The 17,325-nt window shown below is 60.5% G+C and carries 14 protein-coding genes; 12 read left to right on the top strand and 2 right to left on the bottom strand.

The window, feature by feature from the left end; genetic code table 11:
• Positions 1-113 precede the first annotated feature (113 nt).
• Complete coding sequence (locus C1J04_RS11090; RefSeq protein WP_009824826.1) at positions 114-1,025, top strand: AAA family ATPase; 912 nt, start codon at positions 114-116, stop codon at positions 1,023-1,025.
• A 76-nt stretch (positions 1,026-1,101) separates the two neighbouring features.
• Positions 1,102-2,364 (top strand): vWA domain-containing protein, encoded by a 1,263-nt coding sequence (locus tag C1J04_RS11085; protein ID WP_009824825.1) that lies wholly within the window; start codon positions 1,102-1,104, stop codon positions 2,362-2,364.
• On the opposite strand, the gene purL is transcribed toward C1J04_RS11085, so the two are convergent.
• Both purL and C1J04_RS11075 read right to left on the bottom strand, forming a co-directional pair.
• A complete protein-coding gene (gene purL / locus C1J04_RS11080) occupies positions 2,361-4,520 on the bottom strand; it encodes a phosphoribosylformylglycinamidine synthase subunit PurL (protein WP_009824824.1) in 2,160 nt (719 codons plus the stop codon). The two genes, C1J04_RS11085 and purL, sit on opposite strands and share 4 nt — an antisense overlap.
• Before the next feature lie 252 nt (positions 4,521-4,772).
• Complete coding sequence (locus C1J04_RS11075) at positions 4,773-5,678, bottom strand: LysR family transcriptional regulator (RefSeq protein ID WP_009824823.1); 906 nt, start codon at positions 5,676-5,678, stop codon at positions 4,773-4,775.
• Positions 5,679-5,939: 261 nt separating this feature from the next.
• On the opposite strand from C1J04_RS11075, the gene C1J04_RS11070 reads away from it, so the two are divergent.
• The 10 genes from C1J04_RS11070 (at position 5,940) to C1J04_RS11025 (ending at position 17,321) form a co-directional block, all read left to right on the top strand.
• Positions 5,940-9,356, top strand: coding sequence for an indolepyruvate ferredoxin oxidoreductase family protein (locus C1J04_RS11070; RefSeq protein WP_009824822.1), 3,417 nt, complete (start codon positions 5,940-5,942; stop codon positions 9,354-9,356).
• A gap of 79 nt (positions 9,357-9,435) precedes the next feature.
• Positions 9,436-10,335 carry a lysophospholipid acyltransferase family protein gene (locus C1J04_RS11065; RefSeq protein ID WP_050766212.1) on the top strand — a complete coding sequence of 300 codons (900 nt, stop codon included), beginning with the start codon at positions 9,436-9,438 and terminating at the stop codon, positions 10,333-10,335.
• A gap of 12 nt (positions 10,336-10,347) precedes the next feature.
• Positions 10,348-11,157 carry a glutamate racemase gene (locus C1J04_RS11060; RefSeq protein WP_005853874.1) on the top strand — a complete coding sequence of 270 codons (810 nt, stop codon included), beginning with the start codon at positions 10,348-10,350 and terminating at the stop codon, positions 11,155-11,157.
• A gap of 36 nt (positions 11,158-11,193) precedes the next feature.
• Positions 11,194-12,222: an N-acetyl-gamma-glutamyl-phosphate reductase gene (gene argC / locus C1J04_RS11055; protein ID WP_009824820.1), complete on the top strand. Its 1,029-nt coding sequence runs from the start codon at positions 11,194-11,196 to the stop codon at positions 12,220-12,222.
• A 6-nt stretch (positions 12,223-12,228) separates the two neighbouring features.
• The gene (gene ccmE / locus C1J04_RS11050) at positions 12,229-12,672 is read left to right on the top strand and encodes a cytochrome c maturation protein CcmE (protein WP_009824819.1); all 444 of its coding nucleotides are present in this window, start codon (positions 12,229-12,231) and stop codon (positions 12,670-12,672) included.
• Positions 12,673-12,752: 80 nt separating this feature from the next.
• Positions 12,753-13,364 carry a holin-associated N-acetylmuramidase gene (locus C1J04_RS11045; protein WP_009824818.1) on the top strand — a complete coding sequence of 204 codons (612 nt, stop codon included), beginning with the start codon at positions 12,753-12,755 and terminating at the stop codon, positions 13,362-13,364.
• Positions 13,355-13,930 carry a holin family protein gene (locus C1J04_RS11040; RefSeq protein ID WP_009824817.1) on the top strand — a complete coding sequence of 192 codons (576 nt, stop codon included), beginning with the start codon at positions 13,355-13,357 and terminating at the stop codon, positions 13,928-13,930. The genes C1J04_RS11045 and C1J04_RS11040 overlap by 10 nt, the downstream gene beginning before the upstream one ends.
• Before the next feature lie 113 nt (positions 13,931-14,043).
• A complete protein-coding gene (locus C1J04_RS11035) occupies positions 14,044-16,005 on the top strand; it encodes a heme lyase CcmF/NrfE family subunit (protein WP_037953741.1) in 1,962 nt (653 codons plus the stop codon).
• A complete protein-coding gene (locus C1J04_RS11030; protein WP_009824815.1) occupies positions 16,002-16,472 on the top strand; it encodes a cytochrome c-type biogenesis protein in 471 nt (156 codons plus the stop codon). The genes C1J04_RS11035 and C1J04_RS11030 overlap by 4 nt, the downstream gene beginning before the upstream one ends.
• Before the next feature lie 72 nt (positions 16,473-16,544).
• The gene (locus C1J04_RS11025; protein WP_009824814.1) at positions 16,545-17,321 is read left to right on the top strand and encodes an enoyl-CoA hydratase-related protein; all 777 of its coding nucleotides are present in this window, start codon (positions 16,545-16,547) and stop codon (positions 17,319-17,321) included.
• The last annotated feature ends 4 nt before the right edge of the window (positions 17,322-17,325 follow it).

Raw genomic sequence — 17,325 nt, 5'->3', positions numbered from 1 at the left:
ATAGCACATTCTGTGGTCGCTCCAAGGCATAGAGTCTGCTGAACTCCGTGCAGACCCCTTGACCGCGCGGGATCAGAATGCACCACTCATGCCAATCACAACCGGAGAATGCCATGCAACTGCCCCCTTCGATCGACGCCGTGCAAGAGCTGCTTGCGGGGCAGGGATATGTCTGCGGGCGGCCTTTGGCCACGGTGGTGTTCCTGAGCCTGACCTTGGGCCGGCCGCTGTTCCTCGAGGGAGAGGCAGGCGTCGGCAAGACAGAGATTGCCAAAGCATTGGCGCTGGCCTTGGACCGCAAGTTGATCCGGTTGCAATGCTATGAAGGGCTGGACGCCGCCACGGCGGTCTACGAATGGAACTTCCCTGCGCAGATGGTGGCGATCCGCACGGCTGAGGCCACGGGCGATCGCTCGCGACAGCAGCTCACAACAGAACTCTTTAGCGACGACTTCCTGATCGAACGCCCCTTGCTCGAAGCGATGCGCCCTGACGAACGCGGCGCCCCCATCCTGTTGATCGACGAGCTTGACCGCACGGACGCCCCGTTCGAAGCCTTCCTGCTTGAGGCGCTCAGCGATTTTCAGGTCACGATCCCCGAACTTGGCACGATAAAGGCCCCCGAGCCGCCCATCGTGATCCTGACCTCGAACCGCACGCGCGAGGTGCATGACGCGCTCAAACGCCGCTGTCTTTATCACTGGGTCGACTATCCCGATTTCCCCCGCGAGATGGAGATTCTGGCCGCCCGCGCCCCCGAAGCCTCAGCCGCGCTCAGCCGCGAGGTCGTGGCCTTTGTCCAGCACCTTCGGACCGAGGACCTGTTCAAGAAGCCCGGCGTGGCCGAAACCATTGATTGGGCAAAATGTCTGCTGGCGCTGGATGTGATCAACCTCAGCCCCGAAACCATTGCGGATACGCTTGGGGCGATCCTGAAATACCAGGATGATATCGCCAAACTGCAAGGATCAGAGGCGAAACGCATCCTCGATCAAGCCAAAGCCACGCTGGACGCGACCCCTTGACGGATACTGCCGCTTCCAAATGGTCTAAAATCCTCGGGGGTCCGGGGGCTGACAGCCCCTGGCGGCAGGCGACCTGATGGAACATCTGCCCCTGGATCTGCCCGATAACCCCAAACTCGCCGGCAATATCACCCATTTCGCCCGTGCCCTGCGCCGTGCCGGGCTGCCCATTGGCCCCGGCCGCGTGATCGACGCGATCCGCGCGGTAGAGGTGGCGGGGTTCACCGACAAAACCGATTTCTACTGGACGTTGCACGCCTGCTTTGTGAACCGTCCTGAACACCGGACCATCTTTGCGCAGCTCTTCCGGCTTTATTGGCGCGACCCGCGGTATCTGGAGCATATGATGGCCGCGATGCTGCCCGCGATCCGTGGCGTCCAAGAAGACCGCCCCGCCCAAGCCGCCGAGAAACGCGCGGCAGAGGCGCTGTTGGACGGTGCCGAAGCGCCGGAACGCGACCGCGAAGAACCGCAAGACGAAGGCGAGACAGAGATCGAGGTCGATGCCAGCCTGACCATGTCCTCGCAAGAACGGCTGCGCAGTCTTGATTTCGAACTGATGAGCCTCGCGGAGGTGGCGGAGGCCAAGAAGATGCTGGCGCGGTTGCGCTTGCCGGTCAAACCCATACCGTCCCGCCGGGCCATGACCTCCCCAAGGGGGCGGATCGACGCGGGGCGCAGCCTGCGGGCCGCGCTGCGCCGGGGCGGGGAGATGGACAAGCTGATGCTGAAAACCCCGCGCCCACGCTATCCCAATCTGGTGGTGCTGTGCGATATCTCCGGTTCCATGAGCCAATATTCCCGCATGGTGCTGCATTTCCTGCATGCGGTGAGCAATGCCAAGGGCGCGGGGTGGGCGCAGGTGCATGCGTTTACCTTTGGCACGCGGCTGACCAATATCACCCGCCATCTGGCGACGCGCGACGTGGATGCAGCGCTCAAGGCGGCGGGGGCAGAGGCGCAGGATTGGGAGGGCGGCACGCGCATCGGGGCCTGTATAGAGGCGTTCAACCGCGACTGGTCGCGGCGGGTCATGGGGCAGGGTGCGGTTGTGCTGTTGATCACTGACGGGCTGGACCGCGATGCGCCCGATGATCTGGCGCGACAGATGCAACGGTTGCATCTGTCCGCACGTCGGCTGATCTGGCTAAATCCGCTGCTGCGGTGGGACGGCTTCGCGCCCAAAGCGGCGGGTATCCGGGCGATGCTGCCCTTCACCGACAGCTTTCGGGCCGGTCACTCGATCGCGTCGTTGCAAGAACTGGCAGAGGTGATCTCCCGCCCCGATGACCGGGGCGAGAAAACGCGATTGATGCAGATGATGGGGGCGACCCCTTAGGCGAAGGTTTCGGCAAAAGCCCCGCGATAGGTCGCCGACAGGTCAGCCAAAGGCGCTTTGACGCCGCCGAAGTTCACCTGATCCCCGCCGAACTTGCCGACGCTTTCCAGATGCAGACCGGCGTTTTGCGCGGCGATCATCAGGGCTTCGGCCTGATCGAAGTTGCAGGCGATCAGATAGCGCGCTTGATCCTCGCCAAACAGAACCTGCGTATCGGCAGAATCCAGGGTCACGCCGACGCCGGCCTCGTCCGCCAGTTCAAAGGCCGCCAGCGCCAGACCGCCGTCCGACAGGTCGGTGCAGGCTTTGATCAACGCGCGGTTGGCACGGATGAATTCACCGTGGGCCTTCTCCAGCGCCAGATCGACATGGGGGGCGTCGCCATCGCGGCGGTTGAACACCTCAAGCAGCAGGGCGGATTGTCCGATGTGACCTTCGGTAGCCCCCAGAACCAAAGCGACATGGCCCTCGCGGACCTCTTTGCCGATGATCTCGTCCGTGTGCTTCAACAGGCCGACCGCGCCAATGGTGGGGGTGGGCAGAATGCCTTTGCCGTCGGTTTCGTTATACAGCGACACGTTGCCCGATACGATCGGCATGTCCAGCGCGGCAACCGCTTCGCCGATGCCTTTCAGCGCGCCGACGAACTGGCCCATGATCTCGGGCTTTTCGGGGTTGCCGAAGTTGAGGTTGTCTGTGGTCGCCAGCGGCAGTGCCCCCACGGCACAGAGGTTGCGGTAGGCTTCGGCCACGGCCTGTTTGCCGCCTTCGACAGGGTTCGCCTTGACGTAGCGGGGCGTCACATCCGAGGTAAAGGCGATCGCCTTGTCGGTGCCATGCACGCGCACGATGCCTGATCCCAGACCGGGGGTGCGGGCGCTGTCGCCCATGACCATCGTGTCGTATTGTTCAAACACCCACGCTTTGGACGCGTAGTTCGGGCTGGAGATCAGCGCGCTCAGCCCGTCGATGGGGTCGATGCCGGGGACATCCGACAGCGGTTCGGCTGGGGGTGTCTCGACATAGGGGCGGTCGTATTCGGGCGCGTTGCCCGAGAGCGCTTTAAGCGGCAGGTCGGCTTTGACCTCGCCATTGTGCACGATCAAGAAACGGTCCTCGGCAATTGTTTCGCCTACGATGGCGAAATCGAGGTCCCATTTGTCAAAGACGGCTTTCGCCTCTGCCTCAAGCTCGGGGCGCAGGACCATCAGCATCCGTTCCTGGGATTCCGACAGCATCATCTCGTAGGCGGTCATCGCGTGTTCGCGGGTCGGTACTTTCTCAAGATCAAGGCGCACACCGAGGTTGCCCTTGTCGCCCATTTCCACGGCCGAACAGGTCAGGCCTGCAGCGCCCATATCCTGAATGGAGATCACGGCACCGGTCGCCATCAGTTCGAGCGTGGCTTCCATCAGGCGTTTTTCGGTGAAGGGGTCGCCGACCTGAACGGTGGGGCGTTTGTCTTCGATGGTGTCGTCGAACTCGGCCGATGCCATCGTCGCGCCGCCCACACCGTCGCGGCCGGTTTTCGCACCAAGGTAAACGACTGGCATGCCAACGCCGGAAGCGGCGGAATAGAAGATCTTGTCGGTGTCGGCCAAACCCGCAGCAAAGGCGTTCACAAGGCAGTTGCCATCATAGGCGGTGTCAAAACGCACTTCGCCGCCCACCGTGGGCACGCCAAAGCAGTTACCATAGCCGCCCACACCCGCGACCACGCCATGCACCAGCTGGCGCGTCTTGCGGTGGTCGGGCGACCCGAAGCTAAGAGAGTTCATCGCCGCGATCGGACGCGCGCCCATAGTGAAGACGTCCCGCAGGATGCCGCCCACGCCAGTTGCCGCACCCTGATAGGGTTCGATGTAGGACGGGTGGTTGTGGCTTTCCATCTTGAAGACCAGCGCTTGGCCGTCGCCGATATCAACGATGCCCGCATTCTCGCCCGGTCCGCAGATCACCTGTGGGCCTTCGGTCGGCAGGGTACGCAGCCATTTCTTCGACGACTTGTAGGAACAGTGTTCGTTCCACATGGCCGAAAAGATGCCCAGTTCGGTAAAGGTGGGTTCGCGCCCGATGATATCCAGAATACGCTGGTATTCTTCGGCGTTGATGCCGTGGCTGGAAATCAGGTCTTGGGTGATGGCTGGTTCGGTCATGGTGCGCGTTTTCCCCTAGCAATATGCCACACCTCTTAGATCAAGCGCAGCGCGGGGAAAAGACCTAAGGCTCGTGAAGGGCCCTAGCCAAAAAAAAGGCCGAGCACGAAGCTCGGCCGAGTCCAACAGGGAGGTATGAAGTAGCGGCGCGGAGCCGCCCGTCTTCATACCGCCCAAATAAGTGGCGTTCGTGCACGGTTCAAGGATGGAATCGTTAATATGTGACATGTCCGATATGCGGTTTTCGCATAGCTAGTGGGACTCTTTCTCGCGCAGCAGTTTGCGGTGGGTAATGATCTCGTCCTGCACGAAGTCTTTAAAGGCCGCGACCCGCTTGGAGGCGCGCAATTCTTCGGGGTAGGCAAGGAATACGGGCACATCCGCCGACTCGGTCTCTGGCAGAACTTGCACCAGATCGGGGAAGTCTTGCATGAGGTAGTCGGGCAGTACGCCGATCCCGAGGTTGTTGATCACCGCTTGCAATACGCCAAAGTAGTTGTTCACCGTCAGCATCGACCGCACGTCATGCATCATAAGCTGCTGGATCAGGTTCAGACCCGCATGCACCTGATTGCTGTCGGTGTTCTGGCAGATCAGACGGTGGTCCGACATATCCTCAAGCCGCTGGGGCGTGCCGTTCGCCGCAAGATAAGCGGGCGAGGCGTACATGCACATCTTGATCATCATCAGCTTCTTGCGCACCAAATCGGCTTGCGACGGCTCTTTCATGCGGATGGCGACATCGGCTTCGCGCATGGGCAGGTCAAGGACGCGTTCTTCGAGCATCAGGTCGACTTTGAGGTCGGGGTATTTCTCGTAGAGCTTCGGCAGACGCGGGGCCAGCCATAGGGTGCCAAAGCCCGTGGTCGTGGTGACACGCAATTCGCCAAAGACTTCTTCCTCGCTGTCGCGGATGCGCGCAGCGGCGGTATCAAGCCGTTTGGACATGGCGACGGTGGCGTCGAACAGCAGCTCGCCTTGTTCGGTCAGGATCAAGCCGCGTGCATGGCGGTGGAACAGGTTGGTATTCAGCTGCTCTTCCAGTCCGCGGATCTGGCGGCTGACGGCAGATTGCGACAAATTCAGCTTGTCGCCCGCGTGGGTCAAGCTGCCCGCGTCCGCCACGGCGTGAAATATTCTGAGCTTGTCCCAATCCATGAGGACTACCTTTATAATGAGCGCAGTGTTCGCAAGAACGGTCATCTTTGCGCGTTTTACAGTTTAAAAACAACCCTCCGACGCGGCGCATCGGTATATGTGCGGTTATCTTATCACGGATAGATCGGGCGGAGGTGCAAAAGATCAAGCCCCGCGCCTTGGCGCTTTATGACCTAGGGTCAGACACAACGCTAGACAGGTCAGCTTTTGTGACCTAGTGTGATGCCATAGCTATTGATTGCACGTAGGGGAGGACGCGCTATGGGTACGCAAAAAATTTCACTAACTGACCGGTATGACCTCGAGAAATCGCCCGTGTTGCTGAACGGCACGCAGGCGTTGGTGCGCCTGACGATGATGCAGGCGGCACGGGACAAAGCGGCAGGGTTGAATACCGCCGGATATGTGACCGGATATCGTGGATCGCCACTGGGGGCCGTTGACCTTCAGATGGACCGCGCCGCCAAGACACTGGCCGCGCATAACGTCGTGTTCGAACCGGGCCTGAACGAAGATCTTGCCGCTACGGCCCTATGGGGCAGCCAGCAGGCAGAATTGCGCGGTGAGGGCAAGTACGACGGCGTGTTTGGCCTGTGGTACGGTAAGGGCCCGGGTGTGGATCGCTCTGGTGATGTCATGCGTCACGCGAATATGGCGGGCTCGTCCGTGAACGGTGGTGTTCTGATGGCCATGGGGGATGACCACACGGGTGAATCCTCTACCGTGTTGCACCAGTCCGAATGGGCGATGGTGGATGCCTATATGCCCGTCGTCAGCCCCGCCGGTGTGCAGGAGATCCTTGATTACGGTATCTATGGCTGGGCGCTGAGCCGTTTTAGCGGACTATGGGTCGGGCTCAAGACGATGAAAGACACCGTAGAGGCGACATCGGTCGTGAATGGTGACCCGAACCGAATGGAGCTGGTCACCCCGCAGTTCGATATGCCGGAGGGCGGGCTGAACATTCGTCTGCAAGACACGCCGCATCTGCAAGAAGCGCGGATGATCGACTATAAGCGCTTTGCCGCAGAGGCGTTTAGCCACGCCAACAAGATGGACAAGCGCATGTGGGGCAAGCGCGGGGCCAAGATCGGCATCGCGGCAGCCGGCAAGAACTGGCTGGATGTGATCCACGCCATGAGCTTGCTGAACATCGACGAGAACGAAGCCGAACGTCTGGGGATCACGCTCTATAAGATCGGGCAGACCTTCCCTCTGGATATGAAGGGGTTCCATGAGTGGGCCGAAGGGCTCGATCTGGTGATCGTCGTGGAAGAGAAGCGCAAGCTGATCGAGGTGCAGATCAAAGAGGCGCTGTTCTCGGATACGCATCGCCGCGTCTATGGCTGGCACAAAGGCGGTGGTGCCGGGATGGAGCATGGCGAGGAGCTTTTCCCCACCCGTGGCGCGTTGGACCCGATCTGGATTGCCGAAAAGCTGGGCGGTATCTTTTTCGAGGAAGGCCGGACCACCGATGGCATCAAGGCGGGTATGGAAGCGCTGGATACCGCGCGACGTGCCGATAACGCCGAAGACATCGCCGCGCGTGTGCCCTACTTCTGTTCGGGCTGTCCGCATAACTCATCAACCAAGCTCCCAGAGGGGAGCCGTGCCTACGCCGGGATCGGTTGCCACTATATGGTGCAGTGGATGGATCGCGAGACAACCGGCTTTACCCATATGGGAGGGGAAGGTGCGAACTGGATCGGTGAATCCAAATTCTCGACACGCGACCATGTGTTCCAGAACCTCGGGGACGGGACATACAACCATTCGGGTAATCTGGCGATCCGTGCGGCCATCGCGGCCAAGACGAACATCACCTACAAGATCCTTTATAACGATGCCGTTGCCATGACCGGTGGCCAGCACAACGAAGGCGATCTGGACGCGCCGCGTATCGTGGCAGAGGTGAAGGCCATGGGCGTCAAGAATATCGCCGTGGTCTATGACGAGAAAGAAGACGTAGACGAAAAAGCCTTTGGCGACGTGCCGATGTACGAGCGTGCAGACCTGCAGACCGTGCAAGAGAATTTCGCCAAACACAAAGGCGTCAGTGTCATCGTCTATATCCAGACCTGTGCCGCCGAGAAACGTCGCCGTCGCAAACGGGGGTTGTTCCCCGATCCCGACAAGCGCGTGTTCATCAATACCGATGTCTGCGAAGGCTGCGGGGATTGTGGTGTGCAGTCCAACTGCGTCTCGATCGTGCCCGAAGAAACAGAACTGGGGCGCAAACGGGCGATTGATCAATCCTCGTGCAACAAGGATTTCTCGTGCGTCAAAGGGTTCTGCCCGTCCTTCGTGACGCTGGAGGGGGCCAAGATCCGCAAGGATCCCACGACAGAGGTCAAGATTCCCGACCTGCCCATGCCGACCCTGCCTGCGATCAATGGCACGCATAACGTGGTGATCACCGGTGTCGGTGGGACCGGCGTTGTGACCATCGGTGCCGTTCTGGCGCAAGCCGCGCAGATTGACGGCAAGGGCGCTGGGATGATGGAGATGGCGGGCCTTGCCCAAAAGGGCGGTGCCGTACATATCCATTGCCGTATTGCGAACCGTCCCGAAGATATCAGCGCCATTCGCGTGGCAACGGGTGAGGCGGATGCGTTGATCGGGGGCGATCTTGTTGTCTCTGCCGGGACCAAGACGCTTGGCCTGACGCGCGCTGGGCGGACGGGGGCGGTTGTGAACTCGCACCAGATCATCACGGGCGAGTTTACCCGCGATACCGAGTTCCAGATGCCCTACGACCGGCTTACCCTCGCGCTTGAGGCACGGCTGAAGGATGACGTCGCGCTGTTTGATGCCTCTGATCTGGCGAAGGCGACGCTGGGGGATTCGATCTATTCGAACATGATGATCTTCGGCGCAGCGTGGCAGCAGGGGTTGATCCCGCTGTCGCTGGACAGCTTGCAACAGGCGATCACCTTGAACGGTGCCGCGGTCGAGCGGAACTTGCGTGCGTTTGAACTGGGCCGTTGGGCCGTGCTGCACCCCGAAGACGCCAAGCGCGTGATGACGCCCAATGTCGTCGCCCTGCCGAAGACGCTGGATGAACGGATCGCCTTCCGCAAGGACCACCTGATCGCCTATCAGGGCAAGCGGCTGGCGAAGCGTTATGGCACCATGGTGGACAGCATTACCGACGCGCGCCTGAAAGAGGCCGTGGCCTTGGGCTACCACAAGCTCCTGTCCTATAAGGATGAATACGAGGTCGCGCGCCTGTTGAAATCCACCCGCGCCAAAGTGGCAGAGGCCTTTGAGGGGGATCCCAAGCTGACCTTCAACCTTGCGCCGCCGATCCTGTCGAAAACCGGCGCGGATGGCCGTCCGATGAAACGGACCTTTGGCGCGTGGATGGAGGGGCCGTTCAACATGCTGGCGCGGATGAAGTTCCTGCGCGGCACGCCATTCGATCCCTTTGGTCGCACCGAAGAACGCCGGATGGAGCGGTCCTTGATCACGCAATACGAGGCCGACATGAAGGATGTTCTGCCCAAGCTGACTGATGCAACCCACGACGCGATTGTCGCCTTGGCAGAGCTTCCCTTGCAGATCCGCGGCTTTGGGCCGGTGAAACAGGCGAATGAAGCCAAGGCAGCAAAGCGGCGCGAAGAGCTGCTGGCCGTCATCCGGTCAGGGGGCACGCAAACCTCGCGCGCGGCAGAGTAGGCTGAATAGGCTGTCTGTCACGCGACTGTCATGATCCACTGCTAGAGGGCAAGGCAAAGCCCGTGAAAAGGAACCGACCTTGACCCTCTTGCAGCCCGATCTTCGGCCCCTGACAGCGCGTGACATCAGCTATGCCTATTCCGCCAAATCGCGGCCCGCGCGTGCCTTCATCCGCCTGATGGAGAATAGCACAGGGCGGTTGGGGCTGATGAAACGCGCAACTGGCTATGAAGACGACATGGCGCGCGGGATGGGGTTCTTTGACGTGATGGTGCAGCGCTATGGGCTGACGCTTGACGTCGTGGGCGGCAGTCTGGCGAACATCCCTGAAACGGGGCCTGTCATCGCGCTGGCGAACCATCCTTACGGTATTCTGGACGGGTTGATGCTGGGGCATATGTTGGCGCGCCGCCGGGACGGGTTCAAGATCATGGCGCATTCGGTCTTTAACCGCGCGCCCGACCTGAACCGCCATCTGCTGCCGATCAGTTTTGACGAGGACAAGGCCGCACTGGCGCTGAACCTGCGCACGCGCAAGACCGCGCTGGAGTATCTGGGGCAGGGCGGCGCGGTTGGTATCTTTCCGGGGGGCACCGTCAGCACCAGCGCACGGCCGTTTTCACGCCCCATGGACCCGGGCTGGCGCAGCTTTACCGCCCGCATGATCGCGAAATCGGATGCCACCGTCGTGCCGATCTACTTTGACGGCCACACCAGCCGCTTGTTCCAGATTGCCAGCCATCTGCATCACACCCTGCGCATGGGACTGCTGATCAAGGAATTCCGCAAACGGCTCGACACGCCCGTGCGCGTGGTCATCGGCGACCCCATCGGCAGAAACGTGCTGGACCCCATGGCAAAAGACGCAAAAGCTATGATGGATTTCCTGCGCAAAGCGACGTATGAGTTGTCACCAGACCCGGCAAAATCCTTTGATCTGGGGTTTGAATTTGAAGATCGGCATCGTGCCGACAGGTGACGGCAAGGTGTTATGGCAGTTGGTATTTTCGATTCTGGGCTAGGCGGGCTGACCGTTTGGGATGCCGTGCAGGCGCAGCTACCGGATGTGGATTTCGTGTATTTGGCCGATAGCGCCCATGCGCCCTACGGTGTGCGTAATGCGGATGACATCTATAACCTGACCACTGCTGCAACCCAGCGTCTGTTTGATGCGGGCTGCGATCTGGTGATCTTGGCGTGCAACACGGCCTCTGCCGCGGCGCTACGCCGGATGCAGGAAGGGTGGATCCCGTCGGACAAGCGTGTGTTAGGCGTCTTTGTGCCGCTGATCGAGGCGATGACAGAACGCCAATGGGGCGACAATTCCCCCCCGCGCGAGGTGGATCTCAAGCACGTGGCGCTGTTTGCGACGCCCGCAACGGTGGCAAGCCGTGCGTTCCAGCGTGAACTGGCCTTTCGGGCGATCGGCGTCGATGTCGAAGCGCAGGCCTGTGGGGGTGTCGTGGATGCGATCGAGGACGGTGACTTCATCCTCGCCGAAGCGCTGGTGCGCAGCCATGTGGACGCGCTGAAACGCAAGATGCCCGCGCCCGAAGCGGCCATTCTGGGTTGCACCCATTACCCGCTGATGCAGGAAACCTTTCAGGATGCGCTTGGCCCCGATGTCAAAGTGTTCAGCCAAGCCAATCTGGTCGCCCATAGTTTAAGCGACTATCTAAAGCGTCACCCCAATATGCTGGGCACGGGCGAGGCGGCTTTCCTGACCACGGGCGACCCCAAAAAGGTCAGCAGCCGTGCCACGCAATTCTTGCGACGACCGTTGACCTTTCAAGCGGCCTAACACGTATTTGCTAACACTTTCCGAACGGAACCCGACATGACCCATAATATCGCCATTCTTGGTGCCTCCGGCTATACCGGAGCCGAGCTGATCCGGCTGATCGCTGGCCATTCCTCTATGCAGATCAAAGCTTTGGGGGCAAACTCCAAGGCGGGGCAAACCATCGCAGAGGTGTTTCCACACCTGCGCCATCTCGACCTGCCCGCATTGGTCACCATCGAAGAGATCGATTTCTCGGAGATTGACCTGTGCTTTTGCGCCTTGCCCCATAAAACCAGCCAAGAGGTCATCGCGAACCTGCCTAAAGACCTGAAAATCGTCGATCTTTCTGCGGATTTCCGGCTGCGCGACCCCGAGGCCTACGCCAAGTGGTACGGCAACCCCCATGCCGCGCTAGAGCAGCAGAAAGAGGCGGTCTATGGCCTCACCGAATTCTACCGCGAAGAGATCAAATCCGCGCGTCTTGTGGCCGGTACGGGCTGTAACGCCGCCACCGGCCAGTTCGCCCTGCGCCCCTTGATCGAAAAAGGCGTGATTGATCTGGACGACATCATCCTTGACCTCAAATGCGCCGTTTCCGGTGCGGGGCGGTCGTTGAAGGAAAATCTGCTACATGCAGAATTGTCCGAGGGGTATCACGCCTATTCCCTTGGCGGGACGCACCGCCATCTGGGTGAGTTTGATCAGGAGTTTTCCGCCATTGCCGGCCGTCCGGTCAAGGTGCAGTTCACCCCTCATCTGGTGCCCGCCAACCGCGGGATTTTAGCGACCGTCTATGTCAAAGGCGACGCCGAGGTGATCCACAAAACACTTGCCGCGGCCTATGATGCAGAGCCCTTTATCGAGGTGCTGCCCATGGGGGAGGCCCCGAGCACGCGCCATATTCGCGGGTCGAACTTCTGCCATATCGGCGTGGTGGCAGACCGGATCGACGGCCGCGCCATTGTGGTTGCCGCGCTCGATAATTTGACCAAGGGCTCCAGCGGGCAGGCGTTGCAAAACGCCAACCTGATGTTAGGTATTGACGAGGTCGAGGGGCTGATGATGGCTCCGCTATTTCCCTGAGGGCGCATGAAAAGTATTAAAAAACAAAGGCGTATCCAGATCATCGGCGTCGCGGTCGTGGCGCTTGTGCTGTCCACGGCGCTGATTGGATATGCCATGCGCGACGGGATCAACTTTTTCCGCGCCCCCAGTCAGGTGATCGCCGAACCCCCCGGCCCGGCAGAGGTTTTCCGCATCGGTGGCCTGGTCGAAGAAGGCAGTCTTGTGCGCGGGGATGGTCTGACGATCCGCTTTTCCGTGACCGATGGCGGCGCGGCTGTGCCTGTGACCTACAGCGGTGTATTGCCCGATCTGTTCGAGGAAAATCAAGGCATGGTAGGGACAGGACGTTACATCAACGGCACCTTCGAAGCGACTGAAATCCTTGCCAAACATGACGAGACCTATATGCCGAAAGAGGTCGTCGACGCCCTGAAAGAGCAAGGCGTTTATGTTGCCCCCGAGGGGTGATGCGTACGGGCCTGCCGGGTTTCGTTAACATCTGAGACGTCATTCTTGCAGCAGTGCAACCTGCAAGAAGGGCCAATTTGATGCAAACTGTTGAGGAAATTGCAAAGTCCATCGTCGCGCGTGAGGGGGGCTTTGTAAACGACCCCGATGATCCGGGCGGGGCAACGAACCACGGCGTCACCATCCACACACTGCGTCGGCTGGGGCTGGATGTGAACCGTGACGGCGCAGTAAATCTCGCCGATGTTCAAGAGCTTACTCAAGATCAAGCGACCGAGATATTCATCACCCATTACTTCCACAAACCCAAGATCGCGCAGTTGCCCAGTCCGCTCCAGCCCTCTGTTTTCGACATGTACGTGAATGCGGGGGCGAATGCGGTGAAGATTCTTCAGCGATTGTTAAGAGATATGGGGTTTGATGTGGCCGTGGACGGGGTGCTTGGACCGCGAACGCTTGGCGCTACGGGGCGCGCCTATGCCGCTGCACCTGCGCAGATGGTGGACGCCTACGCCGTCGCGCGGCGCAACTATTACTTTGGGCTGGCGGATCAGCGCCCCGCAAGTCGCAAATACGCCCGCACAAGGGCCGGAAAGAAGGGAGGATGGATCAAACGGGCAGAGGAATTCATGTCACCGCGGTACCATCTGAGCATCCGTGACTTTAACGAAAGGGTCGCGGCATGGGGATGATTGATACCGCGCTTGCACTAGTCTTTGGTGACGGCCGCAATGTGGTGCGCGACACGGTCGAGGTGTTTCGCGCCAATGCGGAAAAGACGGCCGGCCGTGATGCGACCGCGCGGGAACAGGCTATGGTGCAATTTGGGGCGGAATTCGCTGTGCCCCGCAACGGACGGTTTGACCGTTTCATGGACGGGCTGAACCGGCTTCCGCGTCCAGCGCTGGCGCTTGGTACCTTGGGCTTGTTCATCGCGGCGATGGTTGATCCGGTCTGGTTTGCCAGCCGGATGCAGGGCGTGTCGCTGGTGCCAGAGCCGTTATGGTGGCTTCTGGGGGTTGTCGTGTCCTTTTACTTTGGCGCGCGGCATCAGGTAAAAACACAAGAGTTCCAACGCTCTATCGCGCGCACCATCGCGCAGACACCAACGGTGATGCGGCATATCGAAGAGCTGGAAACGCTGCGTGTTAATGGTGTTGAAGAAGGGGCCGTGCGGGATCTGGAAGGCGTATCTAGCGCAGTGCGCGACAGATCGGACAACGCGGCGCTTGCGGACTGGCGCAGGGTTGCGGGGTAACTGGCGCAGAGTTGCAGGCTAAGGGGGGCCTGCGACGCTTTGCAGCGCACAGTCGCGTGATTTCGCGGTAAATGGGCATGGTATGGGGCGGTGCTCCGCTCTATGATCGGGGTATGATTACAGAGCTCGGACATTTCGCCCTTATCCTCGCCTTCGGCGTTGCCATCGTTCAGATGGTCGTGCCCCTGATCGGTGCCCATAAACGCTGGCCCGGGTGGATGGCTGTGGCAGAACCCGCCGCCGGGGCGCAATTCGCCCTGACATTGCTGGCGTTTGGGGCGTTGATGTGGGCCTTTGTCACCTCTGATTTCTCGCTGCGGTTGGTGGTGTTGAATAGCCACTCCATGAAGCCGCTTTTGTATAAAATCAGCGGTACTTGGGGCAATCATGAAGGCTCAATGCTGCTGTGGGTGCTCATTGTCTCGCTATTCGGGGCGATGGCCGCGTGGTTCGGGGGCAATCTGCCGCCGACTTTGCGGGCGCGGGTTCTTTCTGTGCAAGCCGCAATCGGTGTGGCGTTTTTTGCCTTCATCCTGTTCACATCCAACCCGTTCTTGCGGCTGGCGACGCCACCTTTTGACGGGCAGGATCTGAACCCGCTGCTGCAGGATCCAGGGCTCGCCTTCCACCCGCCGTTTTTGTATTTGGGGTATGTCGGCCTTTCGATGACCTTCAGCTTTGCCGTTGCCGCCTTGATCGAAGGGCGGATTGATGCCGCTTGGGGCCGGTGGGTGCGCCCTTGGACCCTGGCGGCGTGGGTGTTTTTGACGATCGGCATCGCGCTCGGGTCCTGGTGGGCCTATTACGAACTTGGCTGGGGCGGGTTCTGGTTCTGGGATCCCGTTGAAAACGCTAGCTTTATGCCTTGGCTTCTGGCGGCGGCGCTGCTTCATTCCGCCATCGTTGTAGAAAAACGCGAAAGCCTGAAAAGCTGGACGATCCTGCTTGCGATCCTGGCTTTTGGCTTCTCGCTGATCGGGACGTTTATCGTCAGGTCCGGGTTGCTAACCTCGGTCCACGCCTTTGCGAATGACCCCGAACGCGGCGTGTTTATCCTGATGATCATGGCGTTTTTCATGGGCGGTGCTCTGGTTCTGTTCGCGGCGCGCGCCAGCGCGTTAGAGGCGAAAGGCGTGTTCAGCATGGTCAGCCGAGAGTCGGCTTTGCTGGTAAATAACGTGCTGCTCGCCGTTGCCTGTTTCGTCGTGTTCATTGGCACGATGTGGCCGCTGCTGGCCGAAATGTTCTTCGACAGAAAATTGAGCGTTGGCCCCCCGTTTTTTAACGCCGCCTTTACGCCTTTCATGATTATGCTGGGGCTGATCCTACCGATCGGGTCCGCGATGCCTTGGAAGCGTGCGGTGATTTCGCGGGCGCTAAAGCCGCTACGCTACGCCTTCGTATTGGCGATTGCGATTGGGGGGCTGGCCTACGCGATGCAGTCGGGGAGCAGCTTGCTGGGTCCGCTCGGGTTGTTCTTGGGCGCGTGGATCGTGATGGGCACCGTTGTTGACCTGTGGGGGCGCACGGGGCGCGGTAATAACCGGCTGCGCCGGCTTGGGCGGTTGCCGCGCGCGGATTGGGGCAAGATGGTGGCCCACGCCGGCCTTGGGGTGACCATGGCTGGGGTGGCTGGCCTAACGGCGTGGTCGATTGATGACATCCGCGCCGTTCCGCTGGGGGAATCCTACGATGTGGGGCGCTATACCGTGCAGCTGGACGATGTCACCCAGAGCCAAGGTCCGAACTATACGGCGACGACCGGCAGCGTGACATTGTTCCACGACGGGGAAGAGATTGCGCAGTTGCGACCGGAGAAACGCTTTTATCCCGTGGCGCAGATGCCCACGACCGAAGCGGCGATCGACTATAATCTGCTGCGCGATGTCTATGTCGTGATCGGGGATGAACAGGCAAATGGTGGCTGGGTGGTGCGCACTTATGTCAAGCCGCTGACCAACTGGATTTGGATCGGCTGTGCGCTGATGGCCCTTGGTGGCGTGTTAAGTCTTTCGGACCGGCGCTACCGCGTTGCGGCAGGGGCGGCGAAATCAAAACCGGTGCCTGCACAATGAGGGCGCTGATCCTCGCCCTGATGTTGCTTGTAGCACCTGTGCTGTCGGTTGCGCCGACCTGGGCCGTGCAGCCGGACGAGGTGCTCTCGGATCCTGCGCTTGAGCAACGCGCGCGGAGCTTGTCGAAAGGGTTGCGTTGCCTGGTGTGCCGCAACGAAAGCATCGACGAAAGCAATGCCAGCCTTGCGCGCGACCTGCGTATCCTGCTGCGCGAACGTCTGGTGGCCGGCGATAGCGACGAAGAGGCGGTCGCTTATATCGTCGACCGCTATGGTGAATATGTCCTGCTCAACCCGCCTGCGCGGGGATCGACCTGGGTGTTATGGGCGGCGGGGCCGCTGATGCTATTGATCGCGGCGGGGGTCGGGTTTGGCTACCTGCGCGGTCGTGCAAAAGCACCGTCCGTCGAACAGGCCCCGCTCAGCGCGCAAGAACAGGCGCGGCTGGACGACATTCTGAAGCGATAACGCGGGGTTTCACTGGCGGTGGCCTGTCGTATGGGTAAGGTGCGGGGGAAATCTAGATGAGGAACCCGCGCCATGGACTATCAAACCCTGACCTATGAACTGACCGACGGGCTGGCCGTGGTCACCATGAACCGCCCCGACAAGATGAACGCATTGACCACGCAAATGCGGGCAGAGATCGAGCACGCGTTTACCCAAGCGGGCAAAGACGCGCGTTGTGTGGTCATCACCGGTGCCGGTCGTGCGTTTTGCACCGGTCAGGATCTCAGCGACAGCAGCAGCAAGGGCTCGCTGGATCTGGAACGCACCCTGCGCGAGGAATACGGCCCCATGCTGCGGGCGATCACCAATTGTCCTGTGCCAACGATCGCCGCGGTCAATGGTCCTGCGGCAGGGGCAGGGGCGAACCTTGCACTGGCTGCGGATGTGGTCTTTGCGACGGAATCTTCCTATTTCCTGCAAGCATTTACGCGCATTGGTCTGATGCCCGATGCGGGCGGCACCTATACGTTGCCCCGCCAGATGGGCACGGCCAAGGCTATGGGCGCGGCCTTGTTCGCGGATAAAATCTCTGCCCGTCAGGCGGATGACTGGGGGATGATCTGGGAAGCGGTGGCTGATGCCGCGTTTGACAACCATTGGCGTGCCAAGGCGGCGCATCTGGCGCAAGGACCGACCGCAGCCTATGCCGCTGCCAAGAACGCTATTCGCGCCAGCTGGGACAACACGCTGGAGGATCAGCTGTCGCTAGAGGCGCAGGAACAAGGAAAATGCGGGCAATCACGTGATTTCAAAGAGGGCGTGATGGCCTTTATGCAGAAACGCCCCGCAAGCTTCGAGGGCCGCTAATCCC

It is taken from the genome of Sulfitobacter sp. SK025 (genome assembly GCF_003352105.1).
GTDB classification, from domain to species: Bacteria; Pseudomonadota; Alphaproteobacteria; order Rhodobacterales; family Rhodobacteraceae; genus Sulfitobacter; species Sulfitobacter pontiacus.
This window is presented reverse-complemented; position numbering and strand designations above follow the sequence as displayed.